This window comes from Eubacterium ramulus, assembly GCF_003122485.1.
Taxonomy (GTDB): Bacteria; Bacillota; Clostridia; order Lachnospirales; family Lachnospiraceae; genus Eubacterium_I; species Eubacterium_I ramulus_A.
Genome location: NZ_JRFU01000121.1, coordinates 1 through 14,356, shown reverse-complemented (window position 1 = coordinate 14,356; position 14,356 = coordinate 1). Strand labels below are relative to the sequence as shown.

Sequence of the window (14,356 nt, the reverse complement as noted above, 5' to 3'; positions counted from 1 at the left end):
TGTTATTTAGCGAATGGCATGTTGAACTGTGTCAGTAATTCGCGTGCTTCTTCATCTGTGTTAGCTGTTGTAACGAAGATGATATCCATACCTCTTACTTTGTCAACTTTATCATACTCAATTTCAGGGAAGATTAACTGCTCTTTGATACCAAGTGCATAGTTACCTCTGCCGTCAAATGCATTCGGGTTTACGCCACGGAAGTCACGTACACGCGGTAATGCAAGGTTTACAAGACGATCAAGGAACTCATACATTTTCTCGCCTCTTAAAGTAACTTTGCATCCGATCGGCATACCTTCTCTGATTTTGAAGTTAGCGATGGAATTCTTAGCTTTTGTTGTAATTGGTTTCTGACCTGCAATGATCTCAAGATCTTTCATAGCTGCCTCAAGAATCTTTGCGTTCTCTTTTGCCTCACCAACACCCATGTTGATAACAATTTTGTCAAGTTTCGGCACTTCCATGATATTTTTATATCCAAATTTTTTGATCATAGCGTCTACGATCTCATTCTGATATGTGTCTTTCAGTCTACTCAACTTGATGGACCTCCTCTCTTTGATTAATCAATCACTTCGCCAGTTGATTTAGCGAAACGAACTTTTTTGTCGCCGTCCATCTTGAAGCCTACACGAGTAGCTGCTCCTTTATGAACATACATAACGTTAGAAATATCGATCGGTCCTTCCTGCTGAACGATACCACCTGCCTGGTTAGCCATACTTGGTTTTGTATGTTTTGTAACCATGTTGATACCTTCAACAGTAACTGTGTTTTTCTTAGCGTTAACAGCGATTACTTTGCCTTCTTTGTCTTTATCTTTTCCAGCGATTACTTTAACTGTATCACCTTTTTTAATTTTCAGCATTAATCGGTACCTCCTATAATACTTCCGGAGCGAGGGAAACAATCTTCATGAACTGTTTCTCACGAAGTTCTCTTGCAACCGGTCCAAAAATACGAGTTCCTCTTGGAGTTTTGTCATCTTTGATGATAACAGCAGCGTTCTCATCAAATTTGATGTAGGAACCGTCTTTACGACGTGCGCCTCTTTTAGTACGAACAACTACAGCTTTCACAACGTCGCCTTTTTTAACAACTCCGCCTGGTGTTGCATCTTTAACTGTAGCTACAATAACATCACCAATGTTAGCATATCTTCTTGTAGAACCGCCCATAACACGGATGCAAAGTAACTCTTTTGCTCCTGTATTATCAGCTACTCTAAGTCTGCTTTCCTGTTGAATCATGCTGGCAGCCTCCTTCTTATTTTGCTTTCTCCATAATCTCTACAAGTCTCCATCTTTTATCTTTAGATAAAGGTCTTGTTTCCATAACTCTGACTGTATCACCGATACCACATTCATTGTTCTCGTCATGAGCTTTTAATTTATAAGTTTTTTTCACGATTTTGTTGTAAAGAGGATGTCTTACATTATCCTGGATAGCTACAACGATTGTTTTGTCCATCTTGTCGCTTACAACTTTACCAACACGTGTTTTTCTAAGATTTCTTTCTTCCACGATGCGTTCTCCTTTCATGGGTTACTCGCCAGGGGAATTACTCCGCTTTCTCAGTGATAACGGTCTGAATTCTGGCAATATTTTTTCTAACTTCTTTAATTCTTCCAGTATTGTCCAACTGATTTGTTGCGTTCTGGAATCTAAGATTGAAAAGTTCTTTTTTTGCAGCTACTAACTGTTCCTGTAACTGAGCAGCGCTCTGTGTTCTTAACTCTTTTAAATATTCACTAGATTTCATTCTTATTCACCGCCTTCTAAGTCTTCACGGGAAACGATTTTGCACTTGCATGGTAATTTGTGAGTTGCAAGTCTTAACGCTTCACGAGCGATTTCTTCAGACACACCGGAGATCTCGAATAATACGCGACCCGGTTTAACTACAGCTACCCAATATTCCAAAGCACCTTTTCCGGAACCCATACGTGTCTCAGCCGGTTTAGCTGTTACTGGTTTGTCCGGGAAAATTTTGATCCAAACTTTACCACCACGTTTGATGTAACGTGTCATGGCAACACGGGCTGCCTCAATCTGGTTAGATTTGATCCAGCATGGCTCGAGAGCAACGATACCGTATTCACCGTTTGTAATCTTATTGCCTCTTAACGCTTTACCAGCCATTGTGCCACGGAACTGTTTACGTCTTTTAACTCTTTTTGGCATTAACATTATTTATCGCTCCCTTCCACTGCCTTTTTCGGAAGTACTTCACCTTTGTAGATCCATACTTTAACGCCTACTTTACCGTAGGTTGTATCTGCTTCTGCGAAACCGTAGTCGATATCAGCTCTCAGTGTCTGAAGCGGAATAGTACCTTCGCTGTAGAACTCTGTACGAGCCATATCTGCTCCACCAAGACGTCCAGAAACGGATGTTTTGATACCTTTAACGCCAGCTTTCATACTTCTGCCCATGCAGGATTTCATAGCACGACGGAAAGATACACGGTTCTCAAGCTGTGCTGCGATGTTCTCTGCAACGAGCTGAGCGTCTTTGTCCGGTCTCTTAACTTCTTTGATATCTACGATTAATTTCTTATCTGTATATTTCTGAAGCTCTTTTTTCACTTTCTCGATCTCAGCTCCGCCTTTACCGATTACAACACCCGGTTTAGCTGTGTAAACGATAACTTTAACGCGGTCAGAAGCTCTCTCGATCTCGATTTTAGCGATTCCTGCGCTGTATAATTTTTTCTTTAAAAATTTTCTGATATTGTAATCTTCAACTAAGAGATCTGCAAAATTGCCTTCTGCATACCATTTAGAACTCCAGTCTTTGATAACACCGACTCTCAAGCCATGAGGATTAACTTTCTGTCCCATGTTTTACCTCCTATCTTTCATTAAGCACGATTGTGATGTGGCTCATTCTCTTCTCGATTCTGTAAGCTCTACCCTGTGCTCTCGGATGAATTCTCTTCATTGTAGGTCCTTTATTTGCGTAGCACTCTTCTACATAAAGGTCATCAACTTTCATTCCGTTGTTGTTCTCAGCATTAGCAATTGCTGATTTTAATAATTTTTCAATAACGCTTGATGCGTATCTCGGATTGTACATTACGATAGCTAAAGCTGTTTTTACATCTTTGCCACGGATTGCATCCAGTACGAAGCAAGCTTTCTGTACAGACATTCTAGCATATGATAATTTTGCTGAAGGTCTGGTATCTTTCTGTGCATTTCTCTCTCTTTTAATTTGGGATCTATGTCCTTTTGCCATGGATATAACCTCCTTCCAAAATTATCTTACTTTAGATTTCTTTTCGTCTTTTCCATGTCCTCTGTATGTTCTGGTTGCTACGAACTCACCGAGTTTGTGTCCAACCATATCTTCTGTAACATATACAGGAACATGTTTTCTTCCATCATGAACTGCGATTGTATGTCCAACCATCTGCGGGAAGATTGTGGAACGGCGGGACCAGGTTTTGATTACCTGTTTGTCTCCTGCAGCGTTCATAGCATCAATCTTTTTCAGTAAGCTTTCATCAGCAAATGGTCCTTTTTTTAATGAACGAGCCATATTAAACCTCCTATTTGATTGCTTTACCGTCTCTTCTTCTTACGATAAGTTTGTTAGACTGTTTGTTTTTCTTTCTTGTCTTTAAGCCAAGAGCAGGTTTGCCCCAAGGTGTGCATGGACCTGGACGACCGATACTTGTCTTGCCTTCACCACCACCGTGTGGATGGTCATTCGGGTTCATAACAGAACCACGTACTGTTGGGCGGATACCCATGTGACGTTTACGTCCTGCTTTACCGATGTTGATCAGGCTGTGGTCACCGTTTCCGATAACACCTACTGTTGCACGGCAATTAATAGGAACCATTCTCATCTCTCCGGACGGAAGTCTTAAAGTAGCATATTTGCCCTCTTTAGCCATAAGCTGTGCGCTCATTCCTGCGGAACGAACCAGCTGTCCGCCTTTACCCGGATGTAACTCAATATTGTGAACCTGTGTACCAACTGGGATGTTTGCCAGCGGTAAGCAGTTACCTACGCGAACCTCAGCTTCCGGTCCGTTCATAACTTTCATACCATCTGTAAGTCCTGCCGGTGCAAGGATATATGCTTTCTGACCATCAGCGTAGCTGATCAGAGCGATATTAGCTGTTCTGTTCGGATCGTACTCGATACCGATAACAGTTGCCGGAATACCATCTTTATTTCTTTTGAAATCGATGATTCTGTATTTTTTCTTAGCTCCGCCTCCGCGGTGTCTAACAGTGATTTTACCCTGATTATTACGTCCAGAATTTTTGTTTAAGGAAACCAGTAAGGATTTCTCAGGAGTGCTCTTTGTGATCTCAGAGAAGTCAGAACCAGTCATATTTCTTCTGGAAGGTGTATATGGGTTATATGTTTTGATTCCCATAATGAATCTCCTTTCAATACTGTGTTTTATTATCGCACTTTACTGTGCCTAGCCTACTGCTTTGTGGATATCTTACAGACCTGCGAAGATCTCGATATCTTTGCTATCCTCTGTTAACTGAACGATAGCTTTTTTTGTTTTAGCAGTTTTACCAAAAGTCATTCCACGTCTTTTTGTTTTGCCTTCGCAATTCATTGTGTTAACTTTTGCAACTTTAACGCCGTCGAACATTTTCTCAACAGCTTCTTTGATCATAGCTTTGTTAGCTTCCGGATGAACCAGGAAAGTATATTTTTTCTCAGCCATGATATTCATGCTTTTCTCTGTAATAACCGGTTTGAGGATTACATCGTAGTACTGTACGTTTGCCATTATGCGTATACCTCCTCGATTTTCTCTACAGCTGCTTTTGTTGTGATCACGGTATCATATTTCAGGATATCGTATACATTTAACAGTGTAGCCTGTGTTGTTTTAACATCCGGTACATTTGCTGCGGATTTCTCAATAACAACATCTTTGTCTCCCATAACAACCAGTGCTTTGGAAACATTTAAGTTATTTAATACTTTAACAAAATCTTTTGTTTTGATTGCTTCTAATTTTAACTCATCTAAAACAACAAATTTCTGAGCCTCTACTCTGGATGTCAGAGCGGATTTTAAAGCTGCTCTTTTCTCTTTTTTGTTGATCTTGAAAGAGTAATCTCTCGGTACCGGAGCGAATACTACTCCACCACCTGTCCACTGCGGAGCTCTTGTTGAACCCTGTCTTGCATGACCGGTTCCTTTCTGTCTCCAAGGTTTTCTTCCACCGCCGCTAACTTCAGAACGTGTTTTTGCTTTCTGAGTTCCCTGACGATTATTTGCAAGCTGCTGTACAACTGCCATGTGTACTAAATGCTCGTTAACTTCTACACCGAAAACTGCGTCATTCAGTTCCATGGAGCCCACTTCGTTGCCTTCCATATTATAAACAGATACGTTAGCCATCTGTGTGTCCTCCTTTCCTAATCAAGTAAAACTTAAGCTTTTACTGTTTCCTTGATTGTTACTAAAGATTTCTTAGGTCCTGGTACGGAACCTTTAACTAAAAGTAAATTGTTCTCAGCATCTACACGAACAACTTCAAGGTTCTGAACTGTAACCTTTACGCTACCCATGTGTCCTGGCATGCCTTTTCCTTTGAATACTTTACTCGGAGAAGAACAAGCGCCGTTGGAACCCTGATGACGATGGAATTTAGAACCATGAGCCATAGGTCCTCTGTGCTGACCAAATCTCTTAATTGCGCCCTGGAAACCTTTACCTTTGGAAATTGCTGTTGCATCGATCTTGTCGCCTTCAGCGAAGATATCAGCTTTGATCACATCTGCAAGGTTGTATTCCTCAGCATTGTCAAATTTGAACTCGCGAACGAATCTCTTACCGGATACGCCAGCTTTGTCAAAGTGACCTTTCTCTGCTTTGTTAACACCATGTCTGTGTTTGATTTCTTTTTTACCGTTGGCATCTTTTGTAACAACTTTCTCTTTTTTGTCAACAAAACCAACCTGTACAGCGCTGTATCCATCGTTATCAACAGTTTTGATCTGTGTAACGTAGCACGGACCAGCCTGTAATACAGTAACCGGAACTAAAACTCCGTCTGCGTTGAAGATTTGAGTCATTCCGACTTTTGTAGCTAAGATAGCTTTCTTCATCTCATTTACCTCCTGTTTACTCTACAGCGGAGCGCTTTATGCGCTCATCCTAGAACAGTGATATATAAGTGGAACATTGAATCCATTGTTGTTTTGCAACGTGGGTTAAAACGGATTCGAAGAATGCTGCTTCTATATATAACCCTTCAGGATTTTACCTTAATCATGTTGCTTCCTATTATATAAGGAAGACTTTTTACCAGATGAATTATTTGTTTTTCATCTTGATGTCGATGCTGACACCAGCCGGCATTTCTAATCTTGACAGTGCATCAACAGTTTTCTGTGTTGGTGCTACGATGTCGATCAGTCTCTTGTGTGTTCTCTGCTCGAACTGCTCTCTGGAATCTTTGTATTTGTGAACCGCTCTTAAGATTGTTACAACCTCTTTCTTAGTAGGAAGTGGTACCGGTCCGCTCACCTGTGATCCGTTTTTCTTTACAGTTTCGATAATTTTCTTTGCTGATGCATCCACCATCTCGTGGTCATAAGCCTTGAGAATGATTCTCATTACTTGACTTGCCATAAAAAAAGTCGCCTCCTTTTCGCACTTTTGATTAGTACGACAAGCGGTGACTGTACACTCTCCCGTGTGTATCATTCAATCTCACACGTTGTTTTCAACCATTTCATGGTCTTCAGTTTCAGTACAGTGACTTGTCGTCAGTTTCCTAACTTGACATTCGCTCCACGGAAAACCTGCCACTCGGGCAGCAACCTCGCGCTTCATTGCTATCATGTCACAGCAATAGCTAGTATAAGAGATTTCTTTCGGAATTGCAAGTAGTTTTTTCAATTTTTTTCAAAATATTCGTGTTTTTCTTGTATTTTTATAAATACATTAATTTTTGATACAAAAATGATTGCTAAGAAAGCGTGAAGAAGAGAAACATACACCAAGACACGATCATTTTCTATTTCCGCTACATCGCTTATCTCCTTGACGAACGTAGCAGTAGCATCTATAATCATAAAGAATTGTACAAACGCATACAAGCACATACATTATTATAATATAATAAGAAGAAACACATTTTATACAAAGACAATTTCATTGAGAAAGTAGAGGAAATAGACAATGTGGATAGCAAGAAACTGGAAAGATTATCAGGTGATTGATTGTTCTCAGGGTGAGAAGCTGGAGCGATGGGGAAAATATCTCCTGGTTCGCCCGGACCCGCAGGTCATCTGGGATACCCCGAAAACGGAAAAGGGATGGCACAAGCACAATGCCCACTATCATAGAAGTAAAAAAGGCGGCGGTGAATGGGAATTTTTCGATCTGCCGGAGCAGTGGACCATTCATTACAATGAACTTACCTTTAACTTAAAGCCATTCAGCTTTAAACATACCGGCTTATTCCCGGAGCAGGCTGCAAACTGGGACTGGTTCGGTGACAAGATTCGTAAAGCAGGCAGACCGATCAAAGTATTAAACTTATTTGCTTATACCGGTGGGGCAACACTTGCTGCTGCCGCTGCAGGCGCACAGGTTACTCATGTGGACGCTTCCAAAGGAATGGTTCAGTGGGCAAAAGAAAATGCTGCTTCTTCCGGTCTCAGTGACAGACCGATCCGCTGGCTGGTGGATGACTGTGTGAAATTTGTAGAGCGTGAGATCCGCCGCGGCAACCACTACGATGCAATCATTATGGATCCGCCTTCTTATGGCAGAGGACCGAAAGGTGAAATCTGGAAAATTGAGGAATCTGTTTACCCACTGGTAAAACTGTGTACACAGATCCTCTCCGATGATCCGCTGTTCTTCCTGATTAATTCTTATACAACAGGACTTCAACCAGCAGTACTGGCTTACATGCTCGGAACCGTTATGAAAAAATACAACGGTATCGTAACTGCTGATGAAATCGGACTTCCGGTTTCTTCCAACGGACTGGTTCTTCCATGTGGAGCATCCGGTCGCTGGGAATCTAAATAACAGAGTTTCCCCGATGCAATGACCTGGCAGAATTGTAAATCTGTTTATAGCTGCCACTATGTAGCAAAATTTAATCAGTACTAAAAAAACTATATCACAAGGCAAAATTTCTATGTCTGTGATATAGTTTTCTTCTTTATATTATATTTTTCCACTACCAGGGCATCACGCTTTAATCTTCCCGAAAGGTTTTACGGTATTCCATCGGGCTCATGGAATAAATCTGCTTGAACGCATCCACAAACCGCCGCACATTGTTATATCCGACTTTTTCACCAATCTCATACATCTTGGCATCTGTCTGGATCAGCAGTTTGATTGCTTCTTCCATTCGGATGGAAGTCAGATATGCTTTGTAATCCGTTTTCTGTTCCCGGGCTCATGGCACTGTATTTTGCTTTCAGTAATACTTCTCCTTTTCCCGGTGCCGGAATCTCCTTCTCCTTTAAGACTACTTTCCCCGGCTGAGCCTCTGCATAGATGGTTTTCACATTGTTAATTCCCCTCCTGTTTTTTGCGGGTTACTTTTATGCCCGGAACTTCTTTTCCTGCATAAAAAAACGCCGCATATGAAATTTATTATCTCGATGGGATAATTATTTCATATGCAACGTTCTATCTCAATGTCGTTTTCTGTGAAAAAACGGACGTTTTTTGTGATGTTATGTAACCTCACCATTCTAAATTGCAGATTTGATGACATTACTACAACATATTTTTCTTTCTTAAGATCAGCAGGATCAGAATACAAATGATCAATGTACCAAGACAGATGATTCCAAATCCGTAAGGTGTATTGGACAATGGCATCCATTTTCCACTGACGTTCATTCCGTATAATCCGGAAATGATGGTCGGAATCGCCATGACCAGTGTGATGGATGTCAGGTATTTCATGACGTTGTTCAGTCGGTTGTTAATAACTGAGGATACCAGTTCGCGGGTACCATTAATGATATCTCGGTAGATCATTGTCATCTCAATCGCCTGCTTGTTCTCAATAATGACGTCATCCAACAGCTCCGTATCTTCCGGATACTGCTCCAGTCGTTTGTATCTGGACAGACGCTCCAACACAACACCGTTTGCTCTTAAGGATGTGGCAAAGTATACCAGCGTAGATTCCAGTTCATGTAAATTTACAAGGTCTTCATCTTCAGTATTTCCGCCGATATTTTCCTCGATGTCGGTTCTCTTTTTATCAATGATACGCAGTGTACTCTGATACATTGCCGCTGTGCGGAACAGAATCTGATATACAAAACGCATTTTCTTCTTTGTGGAAAATTCACGGACTCTGCGCTCAATGAAATGCTGCAGGATCGGAGTCTCCTCGGTACATACGGTAATGATACATTCCTGTGTCAGAAGGATACCAAGCGGGATAGTTGTATAGTTTTTGGATTCATGACGGATCTCTGTTGCCGGAATATCCACCAGGATCAGGGTATATCCATCCTCCAGCTCAATACGGGAACTTTCTTCCTCATCCAGTGCGGCACGGACGTCTGCCATATCGATATCATATTGTTCCGCGACTTCCTGACTCTCCTCCATTGTTGGGTTTGTCATCATGATCCAGACTCCCGGATCCATCTCTTCTACTTCATGAAGGACACGGTTGTCCGTCTTGTACACGGTCATCATATGTGCCACACCTGCCTTTCTGATATATTCAAGATTTGTCTGCAAATCTTGCTGCGAACTGAACATCTGCAAAGCTGATATTTTCCGCTGTTCAGTTCTGCAATCCTTACGGAGTATTCTTTTGCTTTGAAGAAGTAAAAGAATGCCTTAAAACTTAGTATACCAAGTTTCAAGGCATTTTGGTAGTGTTGAAATTAACTTTTACCGGTCTTTTTCATATTCTTTTCCTTTTTCATAAGGAAACACACACATTTTTACTTCTTTTTCCCTTACTGCTCCGGTACACCCATCGCAATTTTCTCCGGTGTGATCGGAAGTTCACGCACCCAGACACCGGTTGCGTTTGCGACTGCATGTGCAAGAGCCGGAGACGGTGTGTTGATAACAATCTCTCCGATGGATTTTGCACCAAATGGACCGGACTGCTCATAACTGCTCTCGAACTCTACGCGAAGTTTACATAAATCCACGCGGGCAGGAATCTTATACTGCATCAGGGAATTGTTCATCATTCTTCCATAATCCGTATATTGTACATTCTCGTACAATGCCATGCCGATGCCCTGTCCCAGTCCTCCTTCTACCTGAACTCTCGCAAGGTTCGGGTTCAGCGGTGTTCCACAGTCAACCACAGCCACATAATCGATCAGTTCCAGTTCACCGGTTTCTTTATCAATTTCCACTTCTGCCATTCCAACCATAAACGGTGGCGGAGAAGTCGGAGAATAATGACTTTCTGTTACCTGAAGCGCATGATTATTGGCACACATGGAATGTACACCAATCTCTGCTGTTGTCACAGATTTTCCTGTGGAAACACAGCTTACATGATCTCCTTCAAATCTGGTATCTTCCACCCCGCACTCCAACATCTGCGCCGCGGTCGCTCTGATTTCTTCGATCAGATGTCGGGCAGTTTTTTCCACTGCTTTACCGGTAATGTATGCGGTACTGGAAGCATAAGATCCGGAATCGTAAGGAGACGTATCTGTATCCGCACCGGATACTGCAATTTTGTCCGTATCACATTCCAGACATTCTGCTGCCACCTGTGCCAGCGTTGTATCGCATCCGGTTCCCATATCAGCGGCACCGATAGAAAGCAGATAACTTCCGTCTTCATTCAACTTAATAGTCGCAGAACCTACGTCCACGTTAGAAATACCGGATCCCTGCATGGACATTGCCATACCGACGCTCCGCACTTTTCCATTACCCATGTCGCGGCAAGGGAATTTTTCTTCCCAGCCGATCATCTCTGCCGCACGTTTCAGACAGCGGTCTAATGCGCAGCTGTTGTTTCGCTCACCGTAATACGCTGGCATGATCTCGCCTTCCCGCACCATATTCAGCTCACGCAGCTTCACCGGATCCATATGCAGTTTCTGCGCCAGTTCGTTTACTGCTGATTCCAACGCAAACTGTCCCTGCGTCGCACCATAACCTCGATATGCTCCGGCAGACATTACGTTTGTATACACAACATCGTAGTCAAAACGGAATGCCTCTGCTTTTGCATAAAGCGGAATGGATTTGTGTCCGCTTAATCCTACGGTTGTCGGGCCATGCTCGCCGTAAGCACCGGTATTTGACAGTGTATACATGTCAATGGCACGGATGGTTCCGTCCTTCATGGCACCTACTTTTACGTGTACTTCCATCTCATGACGTGGTGAGGAAGCGATCTGGCATTCCACTCTGGTAAAAATAATTTTGGACGGTTTCTTTGTCATCCAGGTTACAAATGCCGGATAAACCTCAGAAACAGCGGTCTGTTTCGCTCCGAAACCACCGCCGACTCGGGGTTTTGACACACGGATCTGGGATTTCGGAATACCAAGGGCATTGGACACGATTCTTCGCACATGGAATACAATCTGTGTGGAACTGAAAATATTCAGTCTGCCGTAGGCATCGATGGAACAATACGTACGGAAGGTCTCCATCATCGCCTGCTGATCCGCAACCGTGTGATAGGTATGCTCCACGATGGTATCACATTCTGCCATCACACCGTCCACATCGCCTTCTTCAGATCTCGCTGTGGCACAAAGATTTCGCTTATTGTCCGCTCCAACCGGACAGAGAGATCTCCAGTTATCTTCCGGATGAACCAGGATCTCGTTGTCTTTTGCCACATGAAAATCCAGAATAGCCGGAAGGACTTCATATTTTACTTTGATCAGGCGCATGGCTTTTTCCACGCAGGCTTCATCTTCTCCGGCAATGATCGCCACCGGATCACCTACAAAACGCACATGCTGATCCAGAATCAGACGATCGTAAGGAGTTGCCTCTGGATAGGTCTGTCCTGCCGTAGTAAAACGCTGCTGCGGTACATCTTCCCAGGTATAAATCGCTTCAATTCCCGGTACTTTCTCCGCTGCTGTTTTATCGATTTCTTTTACGATTGCATTTGCATGGGGGCTGCGCAGTAATTTGACGATCAGACAGTCCTTTGGAACCAGATCGTCCATAAAAACCGGTTTTCCTGTCACCAGCGCCATGGCATCTTTTTTTCGAATTGGCTGATTTACTGCTTTCATCTGCTGCCTCCATTCTTTTTGTATTCCAGAAACGCTTTGATTCCACGCATCTGTCCCTCATATCCGGAACATCTGCAGAGGTTTCCTGCTAAATATTCTTTGATTTCTTCATCGGAAGGATCCGGATTTTCCCGGAATAAGGCAATGGCATTCATGATCATGCCCGGATTACAGAAACCGCACTGCTCAGCACCCTGATCCGCAATAAAGGCACCAAATTCTTCCGCTTCTTTCTGAAGTCCCTCTAACGTATCTACTTTACATCCATTTACCCGTGCCACCAGCATGGAGCAGGAAAGCACCGGTTTTTCATTTACAAATACGGTACAAAGTCCACAGTTGGATGTTTCACAGCCACGTTTTACGCTATAGCAACCGTGATCACGCACAAAGTCGATGAGCAACGTGTCCGGTTTTACAAGTGCATCCACTTTTTTTCCATTTAATGTAATTGTCACAACCATGTTACTGCACCTCCTCTGTCACGGTCAGCAGTGCACGACGGATCAGCACCTTAGCCAGATGAGTCCGATATGCGGCACTGGCGCGCATGTTATCCTGTGTCGGAATCTGAGCCGCAAGTTCTTCTGCAATCTTTGCCGCTGCATCCGCACCGTTTTTTCTGATTTCTTCTGTCTGCTCCTCAGAAACAGTCAGAAGCATTGCTTTCTGCGGTCTTGCACCGACTGCCACTCTGGTTCCTTTTTTATCCAGACAGACGGCACATGTCAATACTGGAAAATCTGTTTTCGTATTTCTCTGAGACAGATAGACGCATTTCCCAGGTATCTTTTTTATGATGAGACGAATCAACACATCGTTATCACGAGGAAGATTTACAAAATCTGCCAGAGACAGGATTCCATTGTGATACAGTTCCACATATGCGTCCATTGCCAAAAAGCAGGTCAGCACATCGGAAAATCCAAACCTTCCAAACAAACTCCCACCTACGGTCGCAAGATTCCGAAACTGTACACCTACGATATGGCGCACACTCTCACGGACTGCACCGTCACTCCACTGGTTTAATCCTTCGTGTAACTCCAACTGACGCAGGGATGTCATACATCCGATGGAAAACTGCGTCTCATCTTCCTCAATGGTATCAAGACCAAGACCAGACAGATCGATGGCGGTCTGTATCCTGTGATCTCCCATTTTCATCCAGAGCATTCCACCAATGATCTGATTGGTTCGCTTCTGATTTAATTCAAATGCCTGCTCCAGACTTTCTACCTTCACATACTCTTTGATTTCCAGCATTCATGTTCTCCTTCTTTTACAATGATTTCAAAGTTTTCTCTCATACAAAGCTTTTCATCCCTTACTTAATGCAAATACTATCTTCACTTTTCCAAAGGGACATTTTTATTCTTATCGCATCTTTACTATATCATTAGCATCAGATGCGTTTTTTACAAATATCATTTAAACAACACTTGTCACAATATGGCTGTGTCCGTGCAGTACAGACTTCTCTGCCATGCCACACCAGACGGTGGCAGAAATCACTGCCTTCCTCCGGTGGGATGATCTTCCACAGTTCCATTTCTACTTTTTTCGGCTCCTTGATGCCATCCACCAGTCCCATGCGGTTTACCAGACGGATGCAGTGCGTATCTGTCACAATGGCCGGTTCACCAAACACATCACCCATGATCAGATTTGCACTTTTTCTGCCGACCCCCGGAAGTTTCAACAGTGCATTAAAATCCTTTGGCACGTTTCCACCGAACTCATCCCGAAGCATTTTCATACAGGCACTGATATCTCGCGCCTTACTTTTGCCAAGTCCACAGGGACGGACGATCTCCTCAATGTCTGCCACCTCAGCCTCTGCCAGTGCTTCCACGCTTGGATATTTTTCAAACAGTTTCGGAACGATCTGATTTACTCTGGCATCCGTACACTGCGCTGCCAGACGGACACTGATCAGAAGTTTCCATGCCTGATCGTAATCCAGGGTACAGTCCGCATCCGGATATTCTTTTTTTAAACGGTCTATGATTTCAAGCGCCCTTTGCTTTTTCGTCATAATTTTCCTCGCAATCTTTTTTGCATATCTTTGTCTTTATAATTCAAGAATGCTCCGGCATTCTTGTTGCGAGGTGCGCGTCATG

21 protein-coding genes are annotated in these 14,356 nt (G+C 43.0%); 1 reads left to right on the top strand and 20 read right to left on the bottom strand.

Features of this window, described 5'->3' with window-relative positions:
- Window positions 1–2: 2 nt before the first annotated feature.
- The 14 genes from rplE to rpsJ form a co-directional block, all read right to left on the bottom strand.
- Window positions 3–542, bottom strand: a complete 540-nt coding sequence (rplE, locus tag LG34_RS10540) for a 50S ribosomal protein L5 (protein WP_109216003.1) — start codon at window positions 540–542, stop codon at window positions 3–5.
- 23 nt (window positions 543–565) lie between these two features.
- Window positions 566–871 carry a 50S ribosomal protein L24 gene (rplX, locus tag LG34_RS10535; RefSeq protein ID WP_109216002.1) on the bottom strand — a complete coding sequence of 102 codons (306 nt, stop codon included), beginning with the start codon at window positions 869–871 and terminating at the stop codon, window positions 566–568.
- A gap of 13 nt (window positions 872–884) precedes the next feature.
- Window positions 885–1,253 (bottom strand): 50S ribosomal protein L14, encoded by a 369-nt coding sequence (gene rplN / locus LG34_RS10530; RefSeq protein WP_021739349.1) that lies wholly within the window; start codon window positions 1,251–1,253, stop codon window positions 885–887.
- A 16-nt stretch (window positions 1,254–1,269) separates the two neighbouring features.
- On the bottom strand, window positions 1,270–1,527 hold the full coding sequence (gene rpsQ / locus LG34_RS10525) for a 30S ribosomal protein S17 (protein WP_081695246.1): 258 nt from the start codon (window positions 1,525–1,527) through the stop codon (window positions 1,270–1,272).
- 37 nt (window positions 1,528–1,564) lie between these two features.
- A complete protein-coding gene (rpmC, locus tag LG34_RS10520) occupies window positions 1,565–1,765 on the bottom strand; it encodes a 50S ribosomal protein L29 (protein WP_021739351.1) in 201 nt (66 codons plus the stop codon).
- Window positions 1,766–1,767: 2 nt separating this feature from the next.
- The gene (gene rplP / locus LG34_RS10515; protein ID WP_021739352.1) at window positions 1,768–2,193 is read right to left on the bottom strand and encodes a 50S ribosomal protein L16; all 426 of its coding nucleotides are present in this window, start codon (window positions 2,191–2,193) and stop codon (window positions 1,768–1,770) included.
- Window positions 2,193–2,846, bottom strand: a complete 654-nt coding sequence (gene rpsC / locus LG34_RS10510) for a 30S ribosomal protein S3 (RefSeq protein WP_109216001.1) — start codon at window positions 2,844–2,846, stop codon at window positions 2,193–2,195. Before rpsC ends, rplP begins: the two co-directional genes overlap by 1 nt.
- A 10-nt stretch (window positions 2,847–2,856) precedes the next feature.
- The gene (gene rplV / locus LG34_RS10505) at window positions 2,857–3,243 is read right to left on the bottom strand and encodes a 50S ribosomal protein L22 (protein ID WP_021739354.1); all 387 of its coding nucleotides are present in this window, start codon (window positions 3,241–3,243) and stop codon (window positions 2,857–2,859) included.
- 21 nt (window positions 3,244–3,264) lie between these two features.
- A complete protein-coding gene (gene rpsS / locus LG34_RS10500; RefSeq protein ID WP_021739355.1) occupies window positions 3,265–3,546 on the bottom strand; it encodes a 30S ribosomal protein S19 in 282 nt (93 codons plus the stop codon).
- 10 nt (window positions 3,547–3,556) lie between these two features.
- Complete coding sequence (rplB, locus tag LG34_RS10495) at window positions 3,557–4,399, bottom strand: 50S ribosomal protein L2 (protein ID WP_109216000.1); 843 nt, start codon at window positions 4,397–4,399, stop codon at window positions 3,557–3,559.
- Window positions 4,400–4,471: 72 nt separating this feature from the next.
- A complete protein-coding gene (rplW, locus tag LG34_RS10490) occupies window positions 4,472–4,771 on the bottom strand; it encodes a 50S ribosomal protein L23 (protein WP_109215999.1) in 300 nt (99 codons plus the stop codon).
- Window positions 4,771–5,391, bottom strand: a complete 621-nt coding sequence (gene rplD, locus LG34_RS10485; RefSeq protein WP_021739358.1) for a 50S ribosomal protein L4 — start codon at window positions 5,389–5,391, stop codon at window positions 4,771–4,773. Before rplD ends, rplW begins: the two co-directional genes overlap by 1 nt.
- Before the next feature lie 32 nt (window positions 5,392–5,423).
- Window positions 5,424–6,101: a 50S ribosomal protein L3 gene (gene rplC / locus LG34_RS10480; RefSeq protein ID WP_109215998.1), complete on the bottom strand. Its 678-nt coding sequence runs from the start codon at window positions 6,099–6,101 to the stop codon at window positions 5,424–5,426.
- A 208-nt stretch (window positions 6,102–6,309) separates the two neighbouring features.
- Window positions 6,310–6,627 carry a 30S ribosomal protein S10 gene (rpsJ, locus tag LG34_RS10475; RefSeq protein ID WP_022035229.1) on the bottom strand — a complete coding sequence of 106 codons (318 nt, stop codon included), beginning with the start codon at window positions 6,625–6,627 and terminating at the stop codon, window positions 6,310–6,312.
- 552 nt (window positions 6,628–7,179) lie between these two features.
- Between rpsJ and LG34_RS10470 the strand changes: the two genes are divergently transcribed.
- Window positions 7,180–8,040 carry a class I SAM-dependent methyltransferase gene (locus LG34_RS10470; RefSeq protein ID WP_109215997.1) on the top strand — a complete coding sequence of 287 codons (861 nt, stop codon included), beginning with the start codon at window positions 7,180–7,182 and terminating at the stop codon, window positions 8,038–8,040.
- Window positions 8,041–8,212: 172 nt separating this feature from the next.
- Here the strand turns inward: LG34_RS10470 and LG34_RS10465 are convergent, their stop codons facing one another.
- The 6 genes from LG34_RS10465 to LG34_RS10435 all read right to left on the bottom strand — a co-directional run bounded on the left by LG34_RS10465 (window position 8,213) and on the right by LG34_RS10435 (window position 14,271).
- Window positions 8,213–8,371, bottom strand: a complete 159-nt coding sequence (locus LG34_RS10465; protein ID WP_109215996.1) for a helix-turn-helix domain-containing protein — start codon at window positions 8,369–8,371, stop codon at window positions 8,213–8,215.
- Window positions 8,372–8,745: 374 nt separating this feature from the next.
- Window positions 8,746–9,732 (bottom strand): magnesium transporter CorA family protein, encoded by a 987-nt coding sequence (locus tag LG34_RS10455; RefSeq protein ID WP_330427516.1) that lies wholly within the window; start codon window positions 9,730–9,732, stop codon window positions 8,746–8,748.
- A 224-nt stretch (window positions 9,733–9,956) separates the two neighbouring features.
- Window positions 9,957–12,233, bottom strand: a complete 2,277-nt coding sequence (locus LG34_RS10450) for a xanthine dehydrogenase family protein molybdopterin-binding subunit (protein ID WP_109215995.1) — start codon at window positions 12,231–12,233, stop codon at window positions 9,957–9,959.
- Window positions 12,230–12,697 carry a (2Fe-2S)-binding protein gene (locus tag LG34_RS10445; RefSeq protein WP_109215994.1) on the bottom strand — a complete coding sequence of 156 codons (468 nt, stop codon included), beginning with the start codon at window positions 12,695–12,697 and terminating at the stop codon, window positions 12,230–12,232. The genes LG34_RS10450 and LG34_RS10445 overlap by 4 nt, the downstream gene beginning before the upstream one ends.
- Window position 12,698: 1 nt before the next feature.
- Window positions 12,699–13,499, bottom strand: coding sequence for an FAD binding domain-containing protein (locus tag LG34_RS10440; RefSeq protein ID WP_109215993.1), 801 nt, complete (start codon window positions 13,497–13,499; stop codon window positions 12,699–12,701).
- 139 nt (window positions 13,500–13,638) lie between these two features.
- Window positions 13,639–14,271 carry an endonuclease III domain-containing protein gene (locus LG34_RS10435; RefSeq protein WP_109215992.1) on the bottom strand — a complete coding sequence of 211 codons (633 nt, stop codon included), beginning with the start codon at window positions 14,269–14,271 and terminating at the stop codon, window positions 13,639–13,641.
- Window positions 14,272–14,356 lie beyond the last annotated feature (85 nt).

Bases quoted from the DNA above. Each gene is read 5' to 3' on its own strand.
- rplX (WP_109216002.1), bottom strand. From the start codon at position 871: ATGCTGAAAATTAAAAAAGGTGATACAGTTAAAGTAATCGCTGGAAAA.
- rplN (WP_021739349.1), bottom strand. From the start codon at position 1,253: ATGATTCAACAGGAAAGCAGACTTAGAGTAGCTGATAATACAGGAGCA.
- rpmC (WP_021739351.1), bottom strand. From the start codon at position 1,765: ATGAAATCTAGTGAATATTTAAAAGAGTTAAGAACACAGAGCGCTGCT.
- rplP (WP_021739352.1), bottom strand. From the start codon at position 2,193: ATGTTAATGCCAAAAAGAGTTAAAAGACGTAAACAGTTCCGTGGCACA.
- rpsC (WP_109216001.1), bottom strand. From the start codon at position 2,846: ATGGGACAGAAAGTTAATCCTCATGGCTTGAGAGTCGGTGTTATCAAA.
- rplV (WP_021739354.1), bottom strand. From the start codon at position 3,243: ATGGCAAAAGGACATAGATCCCAAATTAAAAGAGAGAGAAATGCACAG.
- rpsS (WP_021739355.1), bottom strand. From the start codon at position 3,546: ATGGCTCGTTCATTAAAAAAAGGACCATTTGCTGATGAAAGCTTACTG.
- rplB (WP_109216000.1), bottom strand. From the start codon at position 4,399: ATGGGAATCAAAACATATAACCCATATACACCTTCCAGAAGAAATATG.
- rplW (WP_109215999.1), bottom strand. From the start codon at position 4,771: ATGGCAAACGTACAGTACTACGATGTAATCCTCAAACCGGTTATTACA.
- rplD (WP_021739358.1), bottom strand. From the start codon at position 5,391: ATGGCTAACGTATCTGTTTATAATATGGAAGGCAACGAAGTGGGCTCC.
- rplC (WP_109215998.1), bottom strand. From the start codon at position 6,101: ATGAAGAAAGCTATCTTAGCTACAAAAGTCGGAATGACTCAAATCTTC.
- rpsJ (WP_022035229.1), bottom strand. From the start codon at position 6,627: ATGGCAAGTCAAGTAATGAGAATCATTCTCAAGGCTTATGACCACGAG.
- LG34_RS10470 (WP_109215997.1), top strand. From the start codon at position 7,180: ATGTGGATAGCAAGAAACTGGAAAGATTATCAGGTGATTGATTGTTCT.
- LG34_RS10465 (WP_109215996.1), bottom strand. From the start codon at position 8,371: ATGGAAGAAGCAATCAAACTGCTGATCCAGACAGATGCCAAGATGTAT.
- LG34_RS10450 (WP_109215995.1), bottom strand. From the start codon at position 12,233: ATGAAAGCAGTAAATCAGCCAATTCGAAAAAAAGATGCCATGGCGCTG.
- LG34_RS10445 (WP_109215994.1), bottom strand. From the start codon at position 12,697: ATGGTTGTGACAATTACATTAAATGGAAAAAAAGTGGATGCACTTGTA.
- LG34_RS10440 (WP_109215993.1), bottom strand. From the start codon at position 13,499: ATGCTGGAAATCAAAGAGTATGTGAAGGTAGAAAGTCTGGAGCAGGCA.
- LG34_RS10435 (WP_109215992.1), bottom strand. From the start codon at position 14,271: ATGACGAAAAAGCAAAGGGCGCTTGAAATCATAGACCGTTTAAAAAAA.